The sequence below is a fragment of the Streptococcus sp. A22 genome (assembly GCF_043674215.1).
Lineage (GTDB): Bacteria > Bacillota > Bacilli > Lactobacillales > Streptococcaceae > Streptococcus > Streptococcus suis_V.
The window spans coordinates 93,333-108,552 of record NZ_JBIMJQ010000002.1 but is presented as its reverse complement, the minus strand read 5'-3'; the positions used below and the strand labels follow the sequence as shown (position 1 = coordinate 108,552).

Genomic DNA, 15,220 nt, shown 5'->3' with positions numbered 1-15,220 from the left:
AAAATTATGTCAAGAGAATTGCTTCCACTTGGTTCGGTTGTCTATTTAGAGGGCGGAACAGAAAAAATTATGGTTGTTGGTCGGGGGATTATTTTTAATGATTCAGAAACCAATGAAGAGGTGTTTACTGACTACATGGGTTGTATCTTCCCGACAGGCATCAACCCCAATAATACCTTGTTTTTCAACGAAGAAAACATTGACAGAGTAGTTTTCAAAGGTTTAGCAGATGAAGATGAAGAGCGATTCTTGGAAGTCTATGCGGAGTGGGAATCAACCTTAACGGTTAGTAAAAAAGAAATCAAGTAGGTGCTTTTATGGACTACAAAGAGAGAATAAGAGCTTTGCGTCAGTTTAAAAGTGCCGTTTCCGCGGGAAGTACGCTTGATGGTGTCTCAGGTCTTTCTGCGACTATTCCAGGTTGGAATGGAAATGCACAAACAAAGTTTGAAAACTATATTGACACTGTAAAAAAAGATTCTCGAAAAATTTCCAAGCGTAGAGTTGAATTTCTATCGAAAATCGACGTCATTATCGCTAGAATTCAAGCGCAGTTTGATGCAGAATTTCAGCTGAATTCCTTGTATTTATATATTACCTACGACGAAGACCCTATTAAGGATCGAACAGAAAGATGGAAAACAATTAAAAATCTACCGATTGATAAGAGTGTGAAGCAAGCACTCTTGGCGAGGGTCTAGGAGGGGAGTATGGCAGAAATAAAAATGAATAGCGATGCAGTGGCAGAAGCCTTACGGGGGCTTCAGGCGAAAATCAGCACCTATCGGGATGGGGTTGTCAATTCCAAGGTACAGATTGGGGCTATAAAAAGTAGTCTGGAGGGTTCTGCTTATACCTCTCTTCTCGGTAAAGTTGAGAACGATATGGAACGTCAACTCTTGTTAGTGGCGGAATGTATGACTCTGAATAGTCAACTCAGTGCTTTTACAGAGGAAATCAGCTCTGCAGAAGCCTCCGTTTCCTTTGAGTAGGAGGAGAGATATGGGAAAAGGTAGAATTAGCTATGATCCTGGACAGCACGAAGCCTTACGGTCTGAATTGGATAGGGTTCAATCAAACTTTGAGAGCTTGATTGACGTGCTTGAAAAGGTTAGAGATATGGTGGAAAGCGAGCTAAAGGGTGAGGCTGCAAGTAGCCTTGAGTTTGCCATTTCAGATTTGATAAATAAGCTATCGCAAGAAAATTCGAATTGGTCGATTGTTATTGGAAACGCCAAAGCGGTAGAGGAAGAATTGAAAGAAGCTGATAAGCAAGCTGCCAAAGTGAGCGCAAGTCCTTAGAAGGAGATGATAGATGAGTTTAGGAACGTTTAAAATTCCTGTAGAAGAATACTACAATAAATCGCGCTCATTCAGAGATAAGGTTGAAGAATTGCGAGATGATGTAGAGGACCATTTTATTCGGTCGGTAGCACGGAATATCGGGAGTTTAGACAGTCGTGATCAGAGTGCTGTCGAGGGTATATCCGCCTACATCAAAGCCAAGCAAGAGCTTCAAACTCTGGATGAGCATATCGAACGATTAAATCGAATGTCGTCTGAAGGCGGCAGCAATCCCTTGGACCGAGTTGTTCAACTCGATAAAGAGTACAGTGTCCAATTTAAAAATCTGGGTAATGGAGCCAGTTCGCCTCAGGTGAATCAAGCGATTTCATCGATACATTATCATGTAGAGGTAGAGCAATTCAAATACGGATTTACAAGCCTAGTTTCTCAATTAACCTCGGGTGAAGTTACACTTTTGGCTAATATGTTAAATATGAGCGACACTGGTTTTAAGGACTGGCTTTCAAGTGGCTTTCATTCAATATCCACGACTGAGGAGATAACAGATTTATTGGATAAGTTGTATACAGGTAGTGGAAAAGGCATTTCGTTTCAAACATTGCTATATTCCGACGAGATTGGTGTTGCAATGAGACATTCGAGATTAGTTGAAAAGACATTAGAAGTCATGATGGATTTGCCTTACATTTTAAAGAGTCAAAAGTGGGCCAAGGTTGCGACAGATATGCTTGAAAAACCAACAAAATTCATGACCAATTTAAAAATGGTGGGAAATGTAGTTGGCGGAAAATATGTAGAGACTGGCGGAAGACTTATAAAAGACTTTATAAAAAGTGACGCTGTAAGGCTAGGTGGAGAAACGATAGCATGGGCTTCATTGGCAATCAGCGGTGGTATGAATGTCTATTCAGAATGGAATAGCAAAAAGACAGACTCGAAAACTGTTGTAGGAAAAGTTGCCAAGACAGCTATCGGAGCCAGTATTGACACAGTCTCAAGCATTGGGCCGCTGGACGGCATGTGGCTTGGTGCGAAATTAGGCGCAGTTTCTACTAACCCGATGGTAGCTGTTGGTGGCAGTCTTGTGGGTCTAGGAATTGGAACGGCTAATTTGATTGGAGATGTCTTCTTTCCAAAAGAGAAGGAAGCAATTTATGATACTATTAAGGATGGAGCTTATAAATTAGTCGATCTAGGTGAGCAATTAGTAGAAAATACAGGAAAAGCAATAGAGTCGGCTTGGAATGATCTGAAATCGGTTGGTCAGAATGTATCTGAATTCTTTAATAATAATTTGGAGGCGGTAAATTGGTTTGGGTAGACGATTTCAATAAGGACGATATGAAAAAAGCAGTATATCAGGCAACAGAGATAGGAAAAAAATGGAATATTTTAACACCACTGGTAGGGTTTCCAATTTTAATCTCCTTTTTCGTATTTGGAGGGGTATTTCCAGTTTTATTTGGACAAACAGTCAGCAAAAGTGGGAACCCTATGTCCAATCCTGTTACCGAATTTGAATATGGGCTCGCTCTGCCCGGTTATTTTTGGTTACTATATGCGATTTCTGTTTGGATATTTTATACAATTTCATATTTTTTTTCAAAACGAAATAAGGTAGTGGCTTATAAATGGAACTTGCTTGCTTCGATTGTTATGATGGTTCCGATATATTATTCAATAGTTTACGGTTTTCAATTTTTTGTTCCTCTTTTAGGAATTCGCATTTCTCTCTGGTTAATCTTTATTATTTCAGTAATTTATTTATTTTATTATTCCTTAAATAGGGGAACTTATGAGTTTTCAAGCTATTCAGTTGAGAGGCGTAATTTATTATCGCAGACAGTATTAGTCTTATGGGGAATTCATGCAATATTAAATTTTATTTTTAATGGGTTTGATCGAATTTTTGCTAGATTATTACTGTCAGGAATACCTTTGCTTCTACTCTTCTTTACTTATGGTTTTACAAAAATTTTAAGTTCGATGATAACTAGTATAAAATTAATAAAGTTAATTGAGAAAAATCAAGAACACTATCGAGAAGAATTTGGCTACTCTATCGAAGCTTGGTACGGTAAGAAGTCCAGACAATACAAAAAATGGTTGAAAGAAAATATTTGATAAATTGTAGATGATTGAATTGCCCAGCTAGTTTTAGCTGGGCCTTTTTGGTATAATAGAGAGGTAAAGACCATTCTTCATGGACGAATCTTCAATTCGTTTTTACTTGCTGTAAAGCTCTGCTTTGGGTGGTTTTGTCTTTGGACTTGTTAGTCAAGGAGGACAGTTCCTCTTTCCAGATTTTAAAGATAATCTCAAAGATTGGAGTTATGAACAGATTGATAATACAAGAGAAACCGGGAGAGCTATAAAAAAAGAGGTTGATAAAGTAGTTAGTAGTGTTGGGAATTCGGTTGTGAATAATTTAGCCAAGTACACACACAATGTTAGTGAGTTAGGAAGCAAGGCCCAATCAATCATTTCTAACTTCCAAGTCCCTGAATTATCTTGGTTTGGTTAAGGAGAAAACATGAAAAAAACAATATGGAATGCCTCTTTAGAAGAGAGCATGGGGTTGGTAACGGATAAATATATACAGACTTTCCTAGAAGATATTGAAAAAAATGGCTACAAAAAGAAAATTTTGGGATTTTTAACGGTCGAGTTTTTTATGTTTTTATTTTTCCTTTATTGGCCCCTACTCTGATAAATAAGTTGGGAAGATACTATATGTAGATGCGGAAATTCTATTTTCAATCCCCGTATGGCTTGGCTTATTAGTAATCGTTCATTACCTAATGGACGTTAGAAAGATACGCCACAATCGAATTTTGTCGTATTACTATTTCAATTGGAATATGTTCTTGATGGTGAGTTTACTTAATTTTCAAGCAATTGTTCTATTTACTATTGGTTCAGCTATGTTTTTTGGTTCGCTAATTGCAGTCATTCTAAACCTGTCCATCATAATTTTTGTAATCGTAGAAAGATACCTATGGTTTAAGAAAGAAGTTTTGAATGGTTTATATGGAAACCAATCGGTTTCCAATCCCTTAAATGATGTAATGGAGAAGTTTGTTGTCTTAGGGAGGAAATATGGTGGCTTAATCGTCTTTCCCTTCGTTCTGTTTCGTCTCTTTTTACCCAATCAAGGGGAGGGTATTTATCAGAATGACTTGCTTAGAAATTTAGTGATGGTATTTGCGGTGGTTATGCCTATTTTTGGTTTCTACTTTATCGTAGCAATAGTGTTTAGTTGTATTCAAGGATTTTATATTAATAAATATATGGAAGACTATCGTATTCTCTCAGGATATAGCATTGAAGACTGGTATGGTAAAAAGTCCAAGCGATATAAGGAAAGTTTGGGAAAGTAGGTTTTGTTTAGATCGTCTTAATTTACTTTTGGTTTATGGCTAAGCAGTGTATTCCAAAATCCCAAGTTACATAATTTTTTGATGCTTAAGTTATTAACTTGTAAACCCAGACAAGATTATCTTGTCTGGATTTTTTGGTATAATGGGAGGGTATTATTCTTCATTGACACATAAGAAGCTAAGCTAGACTTGGTCTGAGCGGAGCTGATGGATGTGACAGAGTTGGACTTGACAAACTGACTTCGAACTAGAAAACAGTTGAGGAGCTCTGCTTATTTCAAAAACAGCAGAGACCAAAGTGAATTTGGGATGGTGACGATCACTTTGGGGGACTCTGGAACTCTCTGGCCCAGTCTTTTACTTTTATTATTTTATTTTTTAAGGTATAATGGTCAAAGATAGTCAAAGAAAGAGGCGACACTATGGCGATGAAAAATACATCAGACTATATCGAAGAGCATATCAAGGCGATCTTGGAGCAGGTCAATGTGGCGGAACTACGTCGGAGTGAATTGGCCAGTCGGTTTGAGGTCGTGCCCAGTCAGATAAACTATGTCATTAAGACACGGTTTACAGCCAGTCGGGGTTATATTGTGGAAAGTAAACGCGGTGGCGGAGGCTATATTCGAATTGGCCGCATTACCTTTTCGGACAAGCATGAATTGGTTCGTGATTTGTTAAATAATATGGGCGACCAGTTGTCTGCGACCGTTTATAATGATATTTTACAGCTCTTGTTTGATGAGAAATTGATGACAGAACGAGAGGGCAATTTGTTTCTTGCGACGGGTACAGATGAGGTGCTCGGCAAGGAAGCGGCAGGTATCCGGGCCCGCATGATGCGTCAGATTTTACGGCGCTTAGATAGGAAAGAGGATTAGGGGAATGAATATTTCAAAGGGATTGAAACGGGTCTTTGAGGATGCCCAGCTGATTGCCCAACGTTATAGTAGTGATTTGTTGGAGACCTGGCATGTACTCTTGGCCTTTGTTATCAACCAAGATACAGTGGCTGGAGCGGTCCTGGCAGATTATCCACCTAGTGTGGCAGACTATGAGCATGCTACCTTTGTCGTGACCGAAAAAGTCTATCAGGAGGACATAGAGTCCTTCAAGGTTTTGCCGTCGTCCAAGCGTTTGGATGAGAAGGCAGCCAATGCCAAAACCATTGCGCAGGCCGTCAAGGCTAAGGAAGTAGGAACAGAGCATCTTTTCCTAGCCATGCTTTTGGACAAGAAAACAGTGGCCAGTCAGATTTTGGACAAGGTTGGTTTTCACCATGAAGACTCGGATGATAAGATTCGCCTGCTAGATTTGCGGAAAAATCTTGAGACCCGTGCAGGCTTCAACAAGGAAGATCTTAAGGCCATTCGTCTGGCCTTGAAGGGGCGCAAGGCTCCTCAACAGACCATGGGGCAGATGATGGGTGGCGGTATGCCTCAGCCCCAGACAGGTGGTTTGGAAGATTACACCCGTGACTTGACTGCCTTGGCTCGTGAAGGCAAGATGGAGCCTGTTATCGGTCGTGATACTGAGATTTCGCGTATGGTGCAGATTTTATCGCGCAAGACCAAGAATAATCCTGTCTTGGTCGGTGATGCGGGTGTCGGGAAAACAGCCCTGGCCCTGGGACTTGCTCAGCGTATAGCGTCGGGAGATGTTCCGCCTAGCCTGGCTAAGATGCGGGTCTTGGAGCTGGATTTGATGAGTGTGGTTTCTGGGACCCGTTTCCGTGGGGATTTTGAGGAGCGGATGAACAATATCATCAACGACATCGAAGAAGATGGTCAGGTGATTCTTTTCATCGATGAGCTTCATACTATTATGGGCTCTGGTTCTGGGATTGATTCGACCATGGATGCGGCCAATATCCTCAAGCCTGCTCTGGCGCGTGGCACTCTGCGGACGCTTGGTGCGACGACCCAGTCGGAATATCAGAAACATATCGAAAAGGATGCTGCTCTGGTTCGCCGTTTTGCCAAGGTTATCATCGAAGAGCCAACAGTGGCGGACAGCATTGCCATTTTGGCAGGTCTCAAAGGGACTTTTGAAAAATACCACAGGGTCCAAATCACAGATAGTGCTGTAGAGACAGCCGTGACCTATGCCAAGCGGTATTTGACCAGCAAACGCCTGCCGGATTCAGCAATTGACTTACTAGACGAATCAGCGGCAAGGGTGCAGAACCGTGTCAAGGGTCAGCCAGTTGCGACAGGCTTGACAGTCCTTGACCAGGCCCTCATGGCTGGCAAATACAAAACGGTCAGCAAGCTCCTCCTGGCTGAGAAAGAGGCTGTTAAAGCCGGCCAAGGTTACGACTTAGAAGTGACGGAGGCAGATATTTTGGAGACCCTCAGTCGCCTGTCGGGTATTCCAGTGCAGAAACTCAGCCAGACAGATGCCAAGAAATACCTGAACCTGGAAGCAGAACTCCACAAGCGGGTCATCGGTCAGGACCAGGCCATCTCAGCCGTCAGCAGAGCCATTCGACGCAATCAGTCTGGCATTCGGACCGGTCGCCGTCCAATCGGTTCCTTTATGTTCCTGGGGCCAACAGGTGTCGGCAAGACCGAGCTGGCTAAGGCCCTGGCAGAAGTCCTCTTTGATGATGAGTCGGCACTAATCCGCTTTGATATGTCCGAGTACATGGAGAAATTTGCGGCCAGCCGCCTCAACGGTGCGCCTCCAGGCTATGTTGGCTATGAAGAGGGTGGCGAGTTGACGGAAAAAGTCCGCAACAAGCCTTACTCTGTCCTTCTCTTTGACGAGGTTGAAAAGGCCCACCCAGATATTTTCAATATCCTTCTCCAGGTCTTGGACGACGGTGTCTTGACAGACAACAAGGGGCGTAAGGTAGATTTCTCTAATACGATTATTATCATGACCTCCAACCTTGGGGCAACTGCCTTGAGGGACGATAAGACGGTTGGTTTTGGTGCCCTTGATTTGTCCAAGAGCCAGGATCATGTGGAAAAACGGATTTTCGAGGAATTGAAAAAGGCCTACCGCCCAGAGTTTATCAACCGTATTGATGAAAAGGTTGTATTCCACAGTCTATCTGAAGCGGATTTGCAGGATATTGTCAAGGTCATGGTGCAGCCGCTGATGGCCATCACGGCCGAGCGTGGTCTGACCCTCAAGTTGCAACCGTCTGCTCTCAAACTCCTAGCGACAGAAGGCTACGATCCAGAAATGGGTGCCCGTCCGCTCCGCCGTCTCTTGCAGACCAAGCTGGAAGATTCATTGGCAGAAATGCTCTTGCGTGGTGACCTGGTTGGCGGTCAAACCCTTAAAGTGGGTGTCAAAGCTGGCCAATTGAAATTTGACATAGTGTAAGAAGAAAAGGGAGAACGAATTCGCCATTTTCCTAAAATATAAAATATAAATAGGTATCTTATGAAAAAAACTGTTGCTGTTATTTTTGGGACCTTTGCGCCTATGCACAAGGGTCACATTGACCTGATCCAGCGGGCCAAGCGAGCCTGTGACCGAGCGGTGGTCATCGTATCTGGTTATGAAAATGACCGTGGGGACAAGATTGGCCTGGGTCTGCAAAAGCGTTTTCGCTATATTCGTGAAACTTTTAATGACGAGTCCTTGATTTCGGTTTATAAGCTAGACGAAACAGGCATGCCTCCTTATCCAGAAGGTTGGACGCCCTGGCTAGAGGCCTTGCAACAGCTGGTGCAGGCCGGCGAAGACGAGGAATTGGTCTTCTATGTTTCTGAAAAAGAATACTCTGCGGAGCTGGGAGGGCGTGGCTTCAGAGCATCTTTCACCGAGCGTAATTTCGGTATTTCGGCTACCCTGATTCGGGAAAATCCAGCCAAGCACTGGAACCTGATTGCCAAGCCCTTCAGACGGCATTTTTCAAAAAATGTCTTGGTGGTTGGTTCGGCCTCAAACGGCAAGACTACCCTGGTCAAGGATTTGGGACGCTATTATTCCTGTCCTGTCTCCCTAGAGTACGCCCGCTATTACCAAAAGCGCTACAATGTTCGTGACGATGAGTTGACAGGCAAGGATTACAATTACCTGCTGACGGGCCAGTATCGCCAGACCTCTGATTTGATTGACTCAGACACCAATCGTGGGCTGGTCATTGCGGATACCAATGCGACTGTGACCGAGGCCTACTATAACTACTATATCGGCGAAAGCTCCAGCTCCTTCCATTCCCTCTGTGCTGACACGGTCAAGAATGAAAAGTGGGACTTGATTATCTTTGTCCTGCCGACAGGTAACTATGTGGACGACGGTTTTCGGGACATGTCTATGGCCGACCAGGAAGTACGCCATGCTTTTACGGAGTTATTGAAAAAATTAGTGGCAAAAAATCACCCAGATGCGCATTTGGCCTTTATCGGTGGGTCCTATCTGGAAAACTATCAAAAATCCATTGATCTGATTGATGCCATCTATCAGGAATTTTAGGAGAAAATAGGAGATATGGAAAAAATAAAACAGATACTGACTGGCTGGGTGGAGGGCATCCGAAATGTCCCTGCCACCTTTGTGAAATTAGGCCAGGCAGCCAAGGAATTAGGATTTTTCGGGCTCTTGAAGGCAGCCTTTGCGGATATGTTTTTGGGACGGACAGCTTTTCAGTGGCTCTATCTCATCGGCCTATCCAGTGTGCCGCTGATTTTAGAGTTTACCAGCGGTAGCGACAAACACGACTGGATGGGGCTCTTTGCCTCCTGGACAGGGATTGTTTGCGTCATTATGGTAGCAGATGGCCGGGCTAGTAACTATGTTTTTGGTTTTATCAACAGTCTGATTTACTTTGTGCTTTCCTATAATAGTGCCTTTTATGGGGAAGTGATGACAGCTGTTTTCTTCTTGGTCATGCAGCCTATTGGCCTTTATACTTGGTTGGCTGCCCGTGTCAATGAAACCGAGGATGAGACGCCTGAAATCAGCGAATTTGAAACCCGCAGTCTGTCTTTCTTTGGCTGGGTCAAATGGCTGAGCTTCACGGCTCTTGTCTGGGGGATTTTTGGTCTTCTCTACCAATCTATCGGATCTGCCAGACCCTTCCGAGATTCTGTGACAGACGGAACCAACTGGACAGGGCAATTTCTCATGACTTATCTTTACAGGGAACAGTGGCTCTTCTGGATTGCGACCAACCTCTTTTCTATCTACCTCTGGTGGGGAAATTCCATCCACATGCAGGCCATGTACTGGGTCTACGCTCTCAATAGTGTCGTCGGCTGGTACCAATGGTCCAAGGCTATGAAAAAGGGATAGGAAATTAAAAACGTAAATACAAAAACAACCTCCGAGTTAGCATTCGGAGGTTTTACTATTGCTACCACCCATAATTTGGCTCTTCACAGGTCATCAGGGCTTGGAATAGTTCTTCGGGCGTAGTGACTTTCAGCCCACCGTATCTAGGGTCCTGGACATTGGGAGAGGGGGCGAGGTAGTAGAGCTGCTCAATATCCTTCCCGTCTTCTGTGGTCAGATAGCCAATACCAATGACGTTGTGCTCCCCTTTTTACTAGGATACATCACAGCGGAGTCAAAAGTATAGTACATAGGGTAGCCAGCATCAATATTTTCCCTGACCCTCTGCTTAAACAAGGCTATCTCTTGTCCAGCTGTATTAGGGTCCGTCACCGTCGCCAGCCGATAGCCAGCCTGACCATCTGTAGGATATTCATAGCCGAAAAGATGTTTGTTGAGGATGCGAATGGCGTCACTATTATGGGTGCCAAAAGGCTCGTAGGTTCTCATTTCAAACGCCAACTGCTTCTGCCCAACATGGACGCCCTGACTAGATAGCATCATACTGACAGTCGTCGGAGCGCAGTAGTTCCAGACAGTTTGGATTTGCGGTTGGACACTCAGCTGTTTTTTGATTTGCTTGGATGCCGGCTTCACCTGCTCTGGTTCGAAACTCGGTGTGGTCTCATTTGGTTCATTTTCTTGGGTAATGGCAGAGCTACTGGAGTTTGAAGAGCTAGGGTTTTTAGTCTGTTCTCCACTTGTTTTGACAACAGAGCTACTTGTCACCTTTACTTCAGGGGAGGTCTGCTCCTGCCGAGGGATAAGCAGAAAAAGCTGGTAGAGGCAAGAATGAGAGCTAAAGAAGACAGACAGAGACTGATAAGAATAGCTTTTGATTTCATAGCCACCTCCTGGAGGATTTTGTAAATCATTTCATAATATTAGCATATTATAATTATATGTATTTAGCAAGAACTATCCATAAAAAATGGCTGAGGCATGCCCAACCATTTCCTTATATTTTATTTAGTAACATGTCTTTTGCGGAGATGACAAAGGAGACCAGCTGGAACTGATCTCCTTTTGTTTATTTAACTTGTTTTGCCTGATAGGCAGCGCGTGCTTGGTCGAAGAGTTCTTGGACTTCTTCGATGGTTTCGGCACGGGATACGGCGCCACGGATCTTGGCAGCACCTGCTGAGCCACGGAGATAGTGGGGAGCTAGGCCACGGAATTCGCGGACGGCAATGCTTTCGCCCTTGAGATTGGTCAATCGGGTTAGGTGGTCAAAGGCGACATTGAGCTTGTCCTCAAAGGATAGGTCGGGTAGGATTTCACCCGTTTCCAGATAGTGGTTAATCTGGTTGAAGATGTAGGGATTTCCCATTGCGGTCCGGCCGACCATGACAGCGTCAGCCCCAACTTCCTCGATACGCTGACGGGCGTCTTCCACATTTCGGATGTCGCCGTTTGCGATAAATGGAATCTTGGTCAGGCTGCCAGCTACTTTGGTCAAGGTCTCTAGGTCAACGGTTCCTGTGTACATCTGCTCGCGGGTCCGTCCGTGCATGGCCAGGGCAGCTACACCGCCACTTTCTGCGGCCAGGGCATTTTCGACCGCTAGGTCGGTATTGTTCCAACCCGTCCGCATCTTAACGGTCAGGGGAATATCGAGGACCGAGGTTACTTCCTTGATGATGTGGTAAATCTTGTCAGGGTCTTTGAGCCACTTGGCACCTGCCTCGTTCTTGATGACCTTGTTGACAGGGCAGCCCATGTTAATATCTACGATATTGGCCTTGGTGTTTTTCTGAATGAAGTCAGCTGCACGTTTGAGGCCCTCAGCCTCGCCACCGAAGAGCTGGATAGACATAGGGTATTCGTTATCGTCTATATGGAGCATGTGGAGGGTCTTCTCGTTGTTGTAGAGAAGGCCTTTTTCAGAAATCATTTCCATAACCACCAGACCTGCACCCATTTCTTTGGCAATGGTGCGGAAGGCCGAGTTGGTCACGCCAGCCATTGGGGCCAGCACGCAGCGATTGGGGATTTCCACATCACCAATCATGAAAGGAGTGTTGAGATTAGCCATTGATGAGTTCCTCCAAATCGTTTTCGTCAAAGTGGTAATGGGTCTGGCAGAATTGACAGGTGATGTCCACGCCCTTGTCCTCGTCTTTCATCTCTTGCAGGTCCGCTTTTGGCAGACTGGCCAGAGCATCGAGGAAGCGGTCCTTAGAGCAGTCGCAGACAAAACCGATTTCTTCTTCTGATAGGCGTTTGAAGTCGTCGTCGCCATAAATGGCGGATAGCAGAGCTTCTATATGGTTTTCAGAAGCCAGTAAGCTCGAAATGGCAGGCATTTCTTGGATGCGTTTTTCGAAACGGGCAATTTCAGCCTCGGTCGCACCTGGTAAAACTTGCAGCAAGAAGCCACCAGCTACCTTGACAGTTTCATCTTCATTCAGGAGGACATTGAGTCCCACTGCAGACGGTGTTTGCTGGCTATCCGTCAGGAAGTAGGCAAAGTCTTCACCGATTTCACCAGAGATCAAGGGGGTCATGGAGTTGTAAGGGCGACCTGTTCCGTAGTCTGTGATAACTAGGAATTGGCCTGTTCCTACAAGTGGTCCAACAATAACTTCTCCAGTTGAGCCACGCTTATAGTCGAGATTCGGGTTTTGGATGTAGCCCTTGACCTGACCTTTGGTATTGGCAACGGCGATGATGGCCTTAGATGATCCGTTTGCCAAAATTTTCAAGGTGATTTTTGTGTCTCCCTTTTCATTAGCAGCTAATATTTGGCTTGCAATTAAGGTTCTTCCAAGTGCAACTGTTGAGGATGGCCAAGTGCCATGTTTTTCCTGAGCGGTCCGAACTGTTTCAGTACTGTCCAATACATAGGCACGGAAATGCCCGCTCTTTGATAGTGTCTTAATAATTTTATCCATAAGGATTATTATAGCACAAGTGGGGAAAATGGGGAAAGGGAGAGGCCTAAAGAAAAAACTGACTATGACTAGCCAGTTTATAGTTCAGGAAACAACTTCCGCAAGATCTTCGGCGTAATACTCTGTCCTGGTCCTGCGTAGGTATAGGTATGCAGGTACATGGCAGGGTTAAAGTTAAGCTCGATACAGGTGCAGTTTGGTTCTTCCTTGTTGGCTGGCTTGGTGCGGTCGGGGATAATCAAGTCCACACCGCAGGCCCAGGCCCCCATAGCGGTGGCCATATCTGCAGCCAGTTGTTTGTAAGTTTCGTCCATCTGGTCGGTCATATCAATAGAGTCACCACCGGTGGAGATATTGGAATTGCCACGTAGAAAGGCTTGAACGCCCTCAGGCAAGACAGTATCAGGTGTATAGCCCTGTTGCTCCAACATGAGCAGTTCGATATTGCCTAGATTGATGATTTCAAGCGGTGAACGATGGTCACGGCCCCGTAGGGGATCTTGGTTTTTTTGCTCCACTAATTCACGGATTGTTGACTGTCCGTCCCCCACGACATTGGCTGCGACGCGGAGCAGGACAGCCTCGCATTTGCCGTCTAGGACGAAGAAGCGGTACTCGGTCCCTGCCACGAATTCCTCCACGAGCACATGGCTGTCTTCCGAAAAGGCGATATCCAGGGCTTTTTCATAGTCTGCAAGACTGGCTGGCTCTTGGAAGATAGAGATGCCAAGGCCGAAGTTAGTGGATTTTGGTTTGACAACAATAGCAGAGCTGTCTACCTGTCCGTAATACCGCAGGGCATCTTTCTTGTTAGCAAATTCCGCTCCCGCAGGTACTGGAAAACCAGCCTGGTCCAAAATCTTTTTGGTTACGACCTTGTTGGCCATGGCGAGAGGAATGACGTAGTTGTCCTTGGAGGTCATATTGCCATTTTTGATGTACTCGACATGGTCACCATGCCAGAGTTTGAGAAACTGGTCTTCCTCGTCTAAAATCTCCACATTCAAGCCCAGCTGAATGGCGTCAAAGAGAATCATCTGGGTGGAGAGCTCCATATTTTCATAACCTTTAAGGGCGTAAGGGGCTGTCCAAGCATAGTCATGGAAGGCACGGCCTTGCTGCTGGCCAAATCTTTCCAAAGATCCATCTTCAACCTGCTCTGCTATTTTTCCAGAGAGGGTCAAACGTGGGTCTTGAAGGGCAGCCTTCACTTGAGCGATGAGCTGGCTGTAGTAGTCGTCCAGTCCAAAGTGGGCGACAATCGCTGTCATGGCGGTCAGGATAGGGCTGGCGTCTGCCTCTGCTGGTAGGGGAGTGTGGGGGTGGCTGAGGGCGATGCGGTTGTTGAGGTCTGCCGCTTGAGCCAGCTCTTCGTCGACCTGCTCCATATCATCAAGCCAGAGCAGTGCCAAGGCAAAGAGGTGGGTGGTGTCCAGCGTTTCTTGGCTAATAGCCAGTGGCTCGAAGGGGTTGAGGTCGAAGTTGCGGAACTCCAGATAGGTGATACCCTTGGTCAAAAAGTCCCGACTGGTCTTAGCACCACGGAGGCGGACAGCGGAGTAAAATTCCTTTTCAGCGGACAGTTGACCGCTAGCCACAGCTTGTTCGATGTCGGTCACGTATTGCTCTAGCGAAGAGAAGGAGATGCGGACATCGGGTGCATTGACATAGCCGTAGTTGGAATTGCGAATGGACCGCACGCAGCCAATCTTATCTGTCAAAAATCCCTTTTCAGCTAGACTGCTAGCTCCGTAGAGGTAGGTCAAGAGCCAACGGTAGCGTAGGAAATTCTGAGCCAGTTTGAGATAGAGGGCATTCTTGAAGGCCAGCAGGTCCTGATAGCCACTAGCTTCAAAGAGTTGCTGGGTCAGATCCTTGCCTAGCTCGAAGTTGTAGTGGATGCCTGACATGGACTGGAGCAACTTACCATAGCGTTCCGCCAAGCCGACACGGTACTGGTATTCGTAGTTGCTCTCCAGCTGGGCAATCTGAATCTCATCTTCTGAGATAACAGGCGGCATGGACAGGGGCCAAAGATATTCGCTTTTGTTCATGGACCGTACCGCCACATCGGTAATAGCTCCAAGGAAACGGCGGGCCTCCTTGGTCGAATGAGCCACTGGTGTAATCAGCTCCAACTGTGGCTCGCTGTAGTCCGTTTGGATATAGGGATGAAAGCTGCGCGAGCCCAAGCTCTCAGGGTGGGGCGTTTGAGCCACACGGTTGTCGGAGTTGATGCGTAAGGATTCTCGTTCAATTCCAAAGGTGGCTTGGAGGATGGGTGCGGTAGAGGGCAAGTGTTTCAGCATAGTGTCTATTCCTGTCATTTTCTTATTCCAATTTTAT

17 protein-coding genes are annotated in these 15,220 nt (G+C 45.4%); 13 read left to right on the top strand and 4 right to left on the bottom strand.

Annotation, left to right across the window (positions count from 1 at the left end; all coding sequences use genetic code 11):
• The first annotated feature begins 6 nt into the window (after positions 1-6).
• The 13 genes from ACHBHN_RS01345 (at position 7) to pnuC (ending at position 9,941) form a co-directional block, all read left to right on the top strand.
• On the top strand, positions 7-309 hold the full coding sequence (locus ACHBHN_RS01345; protein WP_318829995.1) for a DUF4176 domain-containing protein: 303 nt from the start codon (positions 7-9) through the stop codon (positions 307-309).
• Positions 310-317: 8 nt separating this feature from the next.
• The gene (locus ACHBHN_RS01340) at positions 318-701 is read left to right on the top strand and encodes a hypothetical protein (protein WP_318829994.1); all 384 of its coding nucleotides are present in this window, start codon (positions 318-320) and stop codon (positions 699-701) included.
• A 9-nt stretch (positions 702-710) separates the two neighbouring features.
• Entirely contained in the window at positions 711-992 is a 282-nt protein-coding gene (locus ACHBHN_RS01335) for a hypothetical protein (protein ID WP_318829993.1), read from the top strand.
• A gap of 10 nt (positions 993-1,002) precedes the next feature.
• On the top strand, positions 1,003-1,302 hold the full coding sequence (locus ACHBHN_RS01330; protein ID WP_318829992.1) for a peptidase: 300 nt from the start codon (positions 1,003-1,005) through the stop codon (positions 1,300-1,302).
• Positions 1,303-1,315: 13 nt separating this feature from the next.
• Entirely contained in the window at positions 1,316-2,629 is a 1,314-nt protein-coding gene (locus ACHBHN_RS01325) for a hypothetical protein (RefSeq protein WP_394733487.1), read from the top strand.
• Between the two features lie 20 nt (positions 2,630-2,649).
• A complete protein-coding gene (locus ACHBHN_RS01320; RefSeq protein ID WP_394733486.1) occupies positions 2,650-3,432 on the top strand; it encodes a hypothetical protein in 783 nt (260 codons plus the stop codon).
• A 124-nt stretch (positions 3,433-3,556) separates the two neighbouring features.
• A complete protein-coding gene (locus tag ACHBHN_RS01315) occupies positions 3,557-3,832 on the top strand; it encodes a hypothetical protein (protein WP_318829989.1) in 276 nt (91 codons plus the stop codon).
• A gap of 9 nt (positions 3,833-3,841) precedes the next feature.
• Complete coding sequence (locus ACHBHN_RS01310) at positions 3,842-4,018, top strand: hypothetical protein (protein ID WP_394733484.1); 177 nt, start codon at positions 3,842-3,844, stop codon at positions 4,016-4,018.
• 157 nt (positions 4,019-4,175) lie between these two features.
• Positions 4,176-4,688, top strand: coding sequence for a hypothetical protein (locus ACHBHN_RS01305; protein ID WP_394733482.1), 513 nt, complete (start codon positions 4,176-4,178; stop codon positions 4,686-4,688).
• Between the two features lie 422 nt (positions 4,689-5,110).
• A complete protein-coding gene (locus ACHBHN_RS01300; RefSeq protein ID WP_105111716.1) occupies positions 5,111-5,569 on the top strand; it encodes a CtsR family transcriptional regulator in 459 nt (152 codons plus the stop codon).
• Between the two features lie 4 nt (positions 5,570-5,573).
• Complete coding sequence (locus ACHBHN_RS01295) at positions 5,574-8,024, top strand: ATP-dependent Clp protease ATP-binding subunit (RefSeq protein WP_394733481.1); 2,451 nt, start codon at positions 5,574-5,576, stop codon at positions 8,022-8,024.
• A gap of 60 nt (positions 8,025-8,084) precedes the next feature.
• Complete coding sequence (locus ACHBHN_RS01290; RefSeq protein ID WP_105111714.1) at positions 8,085-9,122, top strand: AAA family ATPase; 1,038 nt, start codon at positions 8,085-8,087, stop codon at positions 9,120-9,122.
• 15 nt (positions 9,123-9,137) lie between these two features.
• Positions 9,138-9,941: a nicotinamide riboside transporter PnuC gene (gene pnuC, locus ACHBHN_RS01285; RefSeq protein WP_394733480.1), complete on the top strand. Its 804-nt coding sequence runs from the start codon at positions 9,138-9,140 to the stop codon at positions 9,939-9,941.
• 213 nt (positions 9,942-10,154) lie between these two features.
• Here pnuC and ACHBHN_RS01280 read toward each other — a convergent pair whose 3' ends face one another.
• From ACHBHN_RS01280 to gshAB, 4 genes are all read right to left on the bottom strand, one after another.
• The gene (locus ACHBHN_RS01280; protein WP_394733478.1) at positions 10,155-10,709 is read right to left on the bottom strand and encodes a C39 family peptidase; all 555 of its coding nucleotides are present in this window, start codon (positions 10,707-10,709) and stop codon (positions 10,155-10,157) included.
• A gap of 301 nt (positions 10,710-11,010) precedes the next feature.
• Positions 11,011-12,015: a tRNA dihydrouridine synthase DusB gene (dusB, locus tag ACHBHN_RS01275; protein WP_105138349.1), complete on the bottom strand. Its 1,005-nt coding sequence runs from the start codon at positions 12,013-12,015 to the stop codon at positions 11,011-11,013.
• Positions 12,008-12,874, bottom strand: a complete 867-nt coding sequence (gene hslO, locus ACHBHN_RS01270; protein WP_394732685.1) for an Hsp33 family molecular chaperone HslO — start codon at positions 12,872-12,874, stop codon at positions 12,008-12,010. Before hslO ends, dusB begins: the two co-directional genes overlap by 8 nt.
• A 77-nt stretch (positions 12,875-12,951) precedes the next feature.
• Positions 12,952-15,201, bottom strand: coding sequence for a bifunctional glutamate--cysteine ligase GshA/glutathione synthetase GshB (gene gshAB, locus ACHBHN_RS01265; protein ID WP_394733476.1), 2,250 nt, complete (start codon positions 15,199-15,201; stop codon positions 12,952-12,954).
• Between the last annotated feature and the right edge of the window lie 19 nt (positions 15,202-15,220).

Excerpts from the sequence above, each read along its gene's own strand:
- ACHBHN_RS01345 (WP_318829995.1), top strand. The coding sequence starts at position 7 with ATGTCAAGAGAATTGCTTCCACTTGGTTCGGTTGTCTATTTAGAGGGC.
- ACHBHN_RS01340 (WP_318829994.1), top strand. The coding sequence starts at position 318 with ATGGACTACAAAGAGAGAATAAGAGCTTTGCGTCAGTTTAAAAGTGCC.
- ACHBHN_RS01335 (WP_318829993.1), top strand. The coding sequence starts at position 711 with ATGGCAGAAATAAAAATGAATAGCGATGCAGTGGCAGAAGCCTTACGG.
- ACHBHN_RS01330 (WP_318829992.1), top strand. The coding sequence starts at position 1,003 with ATGGGAAAAGGTAGAATTAGCTATGATCCTGGACAGCACGAAGCCTTA.
- ACHBHN_RS01325 (WP_394733487.1), top strand. The coding sequence starts at position 1,316 with ATGAGTTTAGGAACGTTTAAAATTCCTGTAGAAGAATACTACAATAAA.
- ACHBHN_RS01320 (WP_394733486.1), top strand. The coding sequence starts at position 2,650 with ATGAAAAAAGCAGTATATCAGGCAACAGAGATAGGAAAAAAATGGAAT.
- ACHBHN_RS01310 (WP_394733484.1), top strand. The coding sequence starts at position 3,842 with ATGAAAAAAACAATATGGAATGCCTCTTTAGAAGAGAGCATGGGGTTG.
- ACHBHN_RS01300 (WP_105111716.1), top strand. The coding sequence starts at position 5,111 with ATGGCGATGAAAAATACATCAGACTATATCGAAGAGCATATCAAGGCG.
- ACHBHN_RS01295 (WP_394733481.1), top strand. The coding sequence starts at position 5,574 with ATGAATATTTCAAAGGGATTGAAACGGGTCTTTGAGGATGCCCAGCTG.
- ACHBHN_RS01290 (WP_105111714.1), top strand. The coding sequence starts at position 8,085 with ATGAAAAAAACTGTTGCTGTTATTTTTGGGACCTTTGCGCCTATGCAC.
- pnuC (WP_394733480.1), top strand. The coding sequence starts at position 9,138 with ATGGAAAAAATAAAACAGATACTGACTGGCTGGGTGGAGGGCATCCGA.
- dusB (WP_105138349.1), bottom strand. The coding sequence starts at position 12,015 with ATGGCTAATCTCAACACTCCTTTCATGATTGGTGATGTGGAAATCCCC.
- hslO (WP_394732685.1), bottom strand. The coding sequence starts at position 12,874 with ATGGATAAAATTATTAAGACACTATCAAAGAGCGGGCATTTCCGTGCC.
- gshAB (WP_394733476.1), bottom strand. The coding sequence starts at position 15,201 with ATGACAGGAATAGACACTATGCTGAAACACTTGCCCTCTACCGCACCC.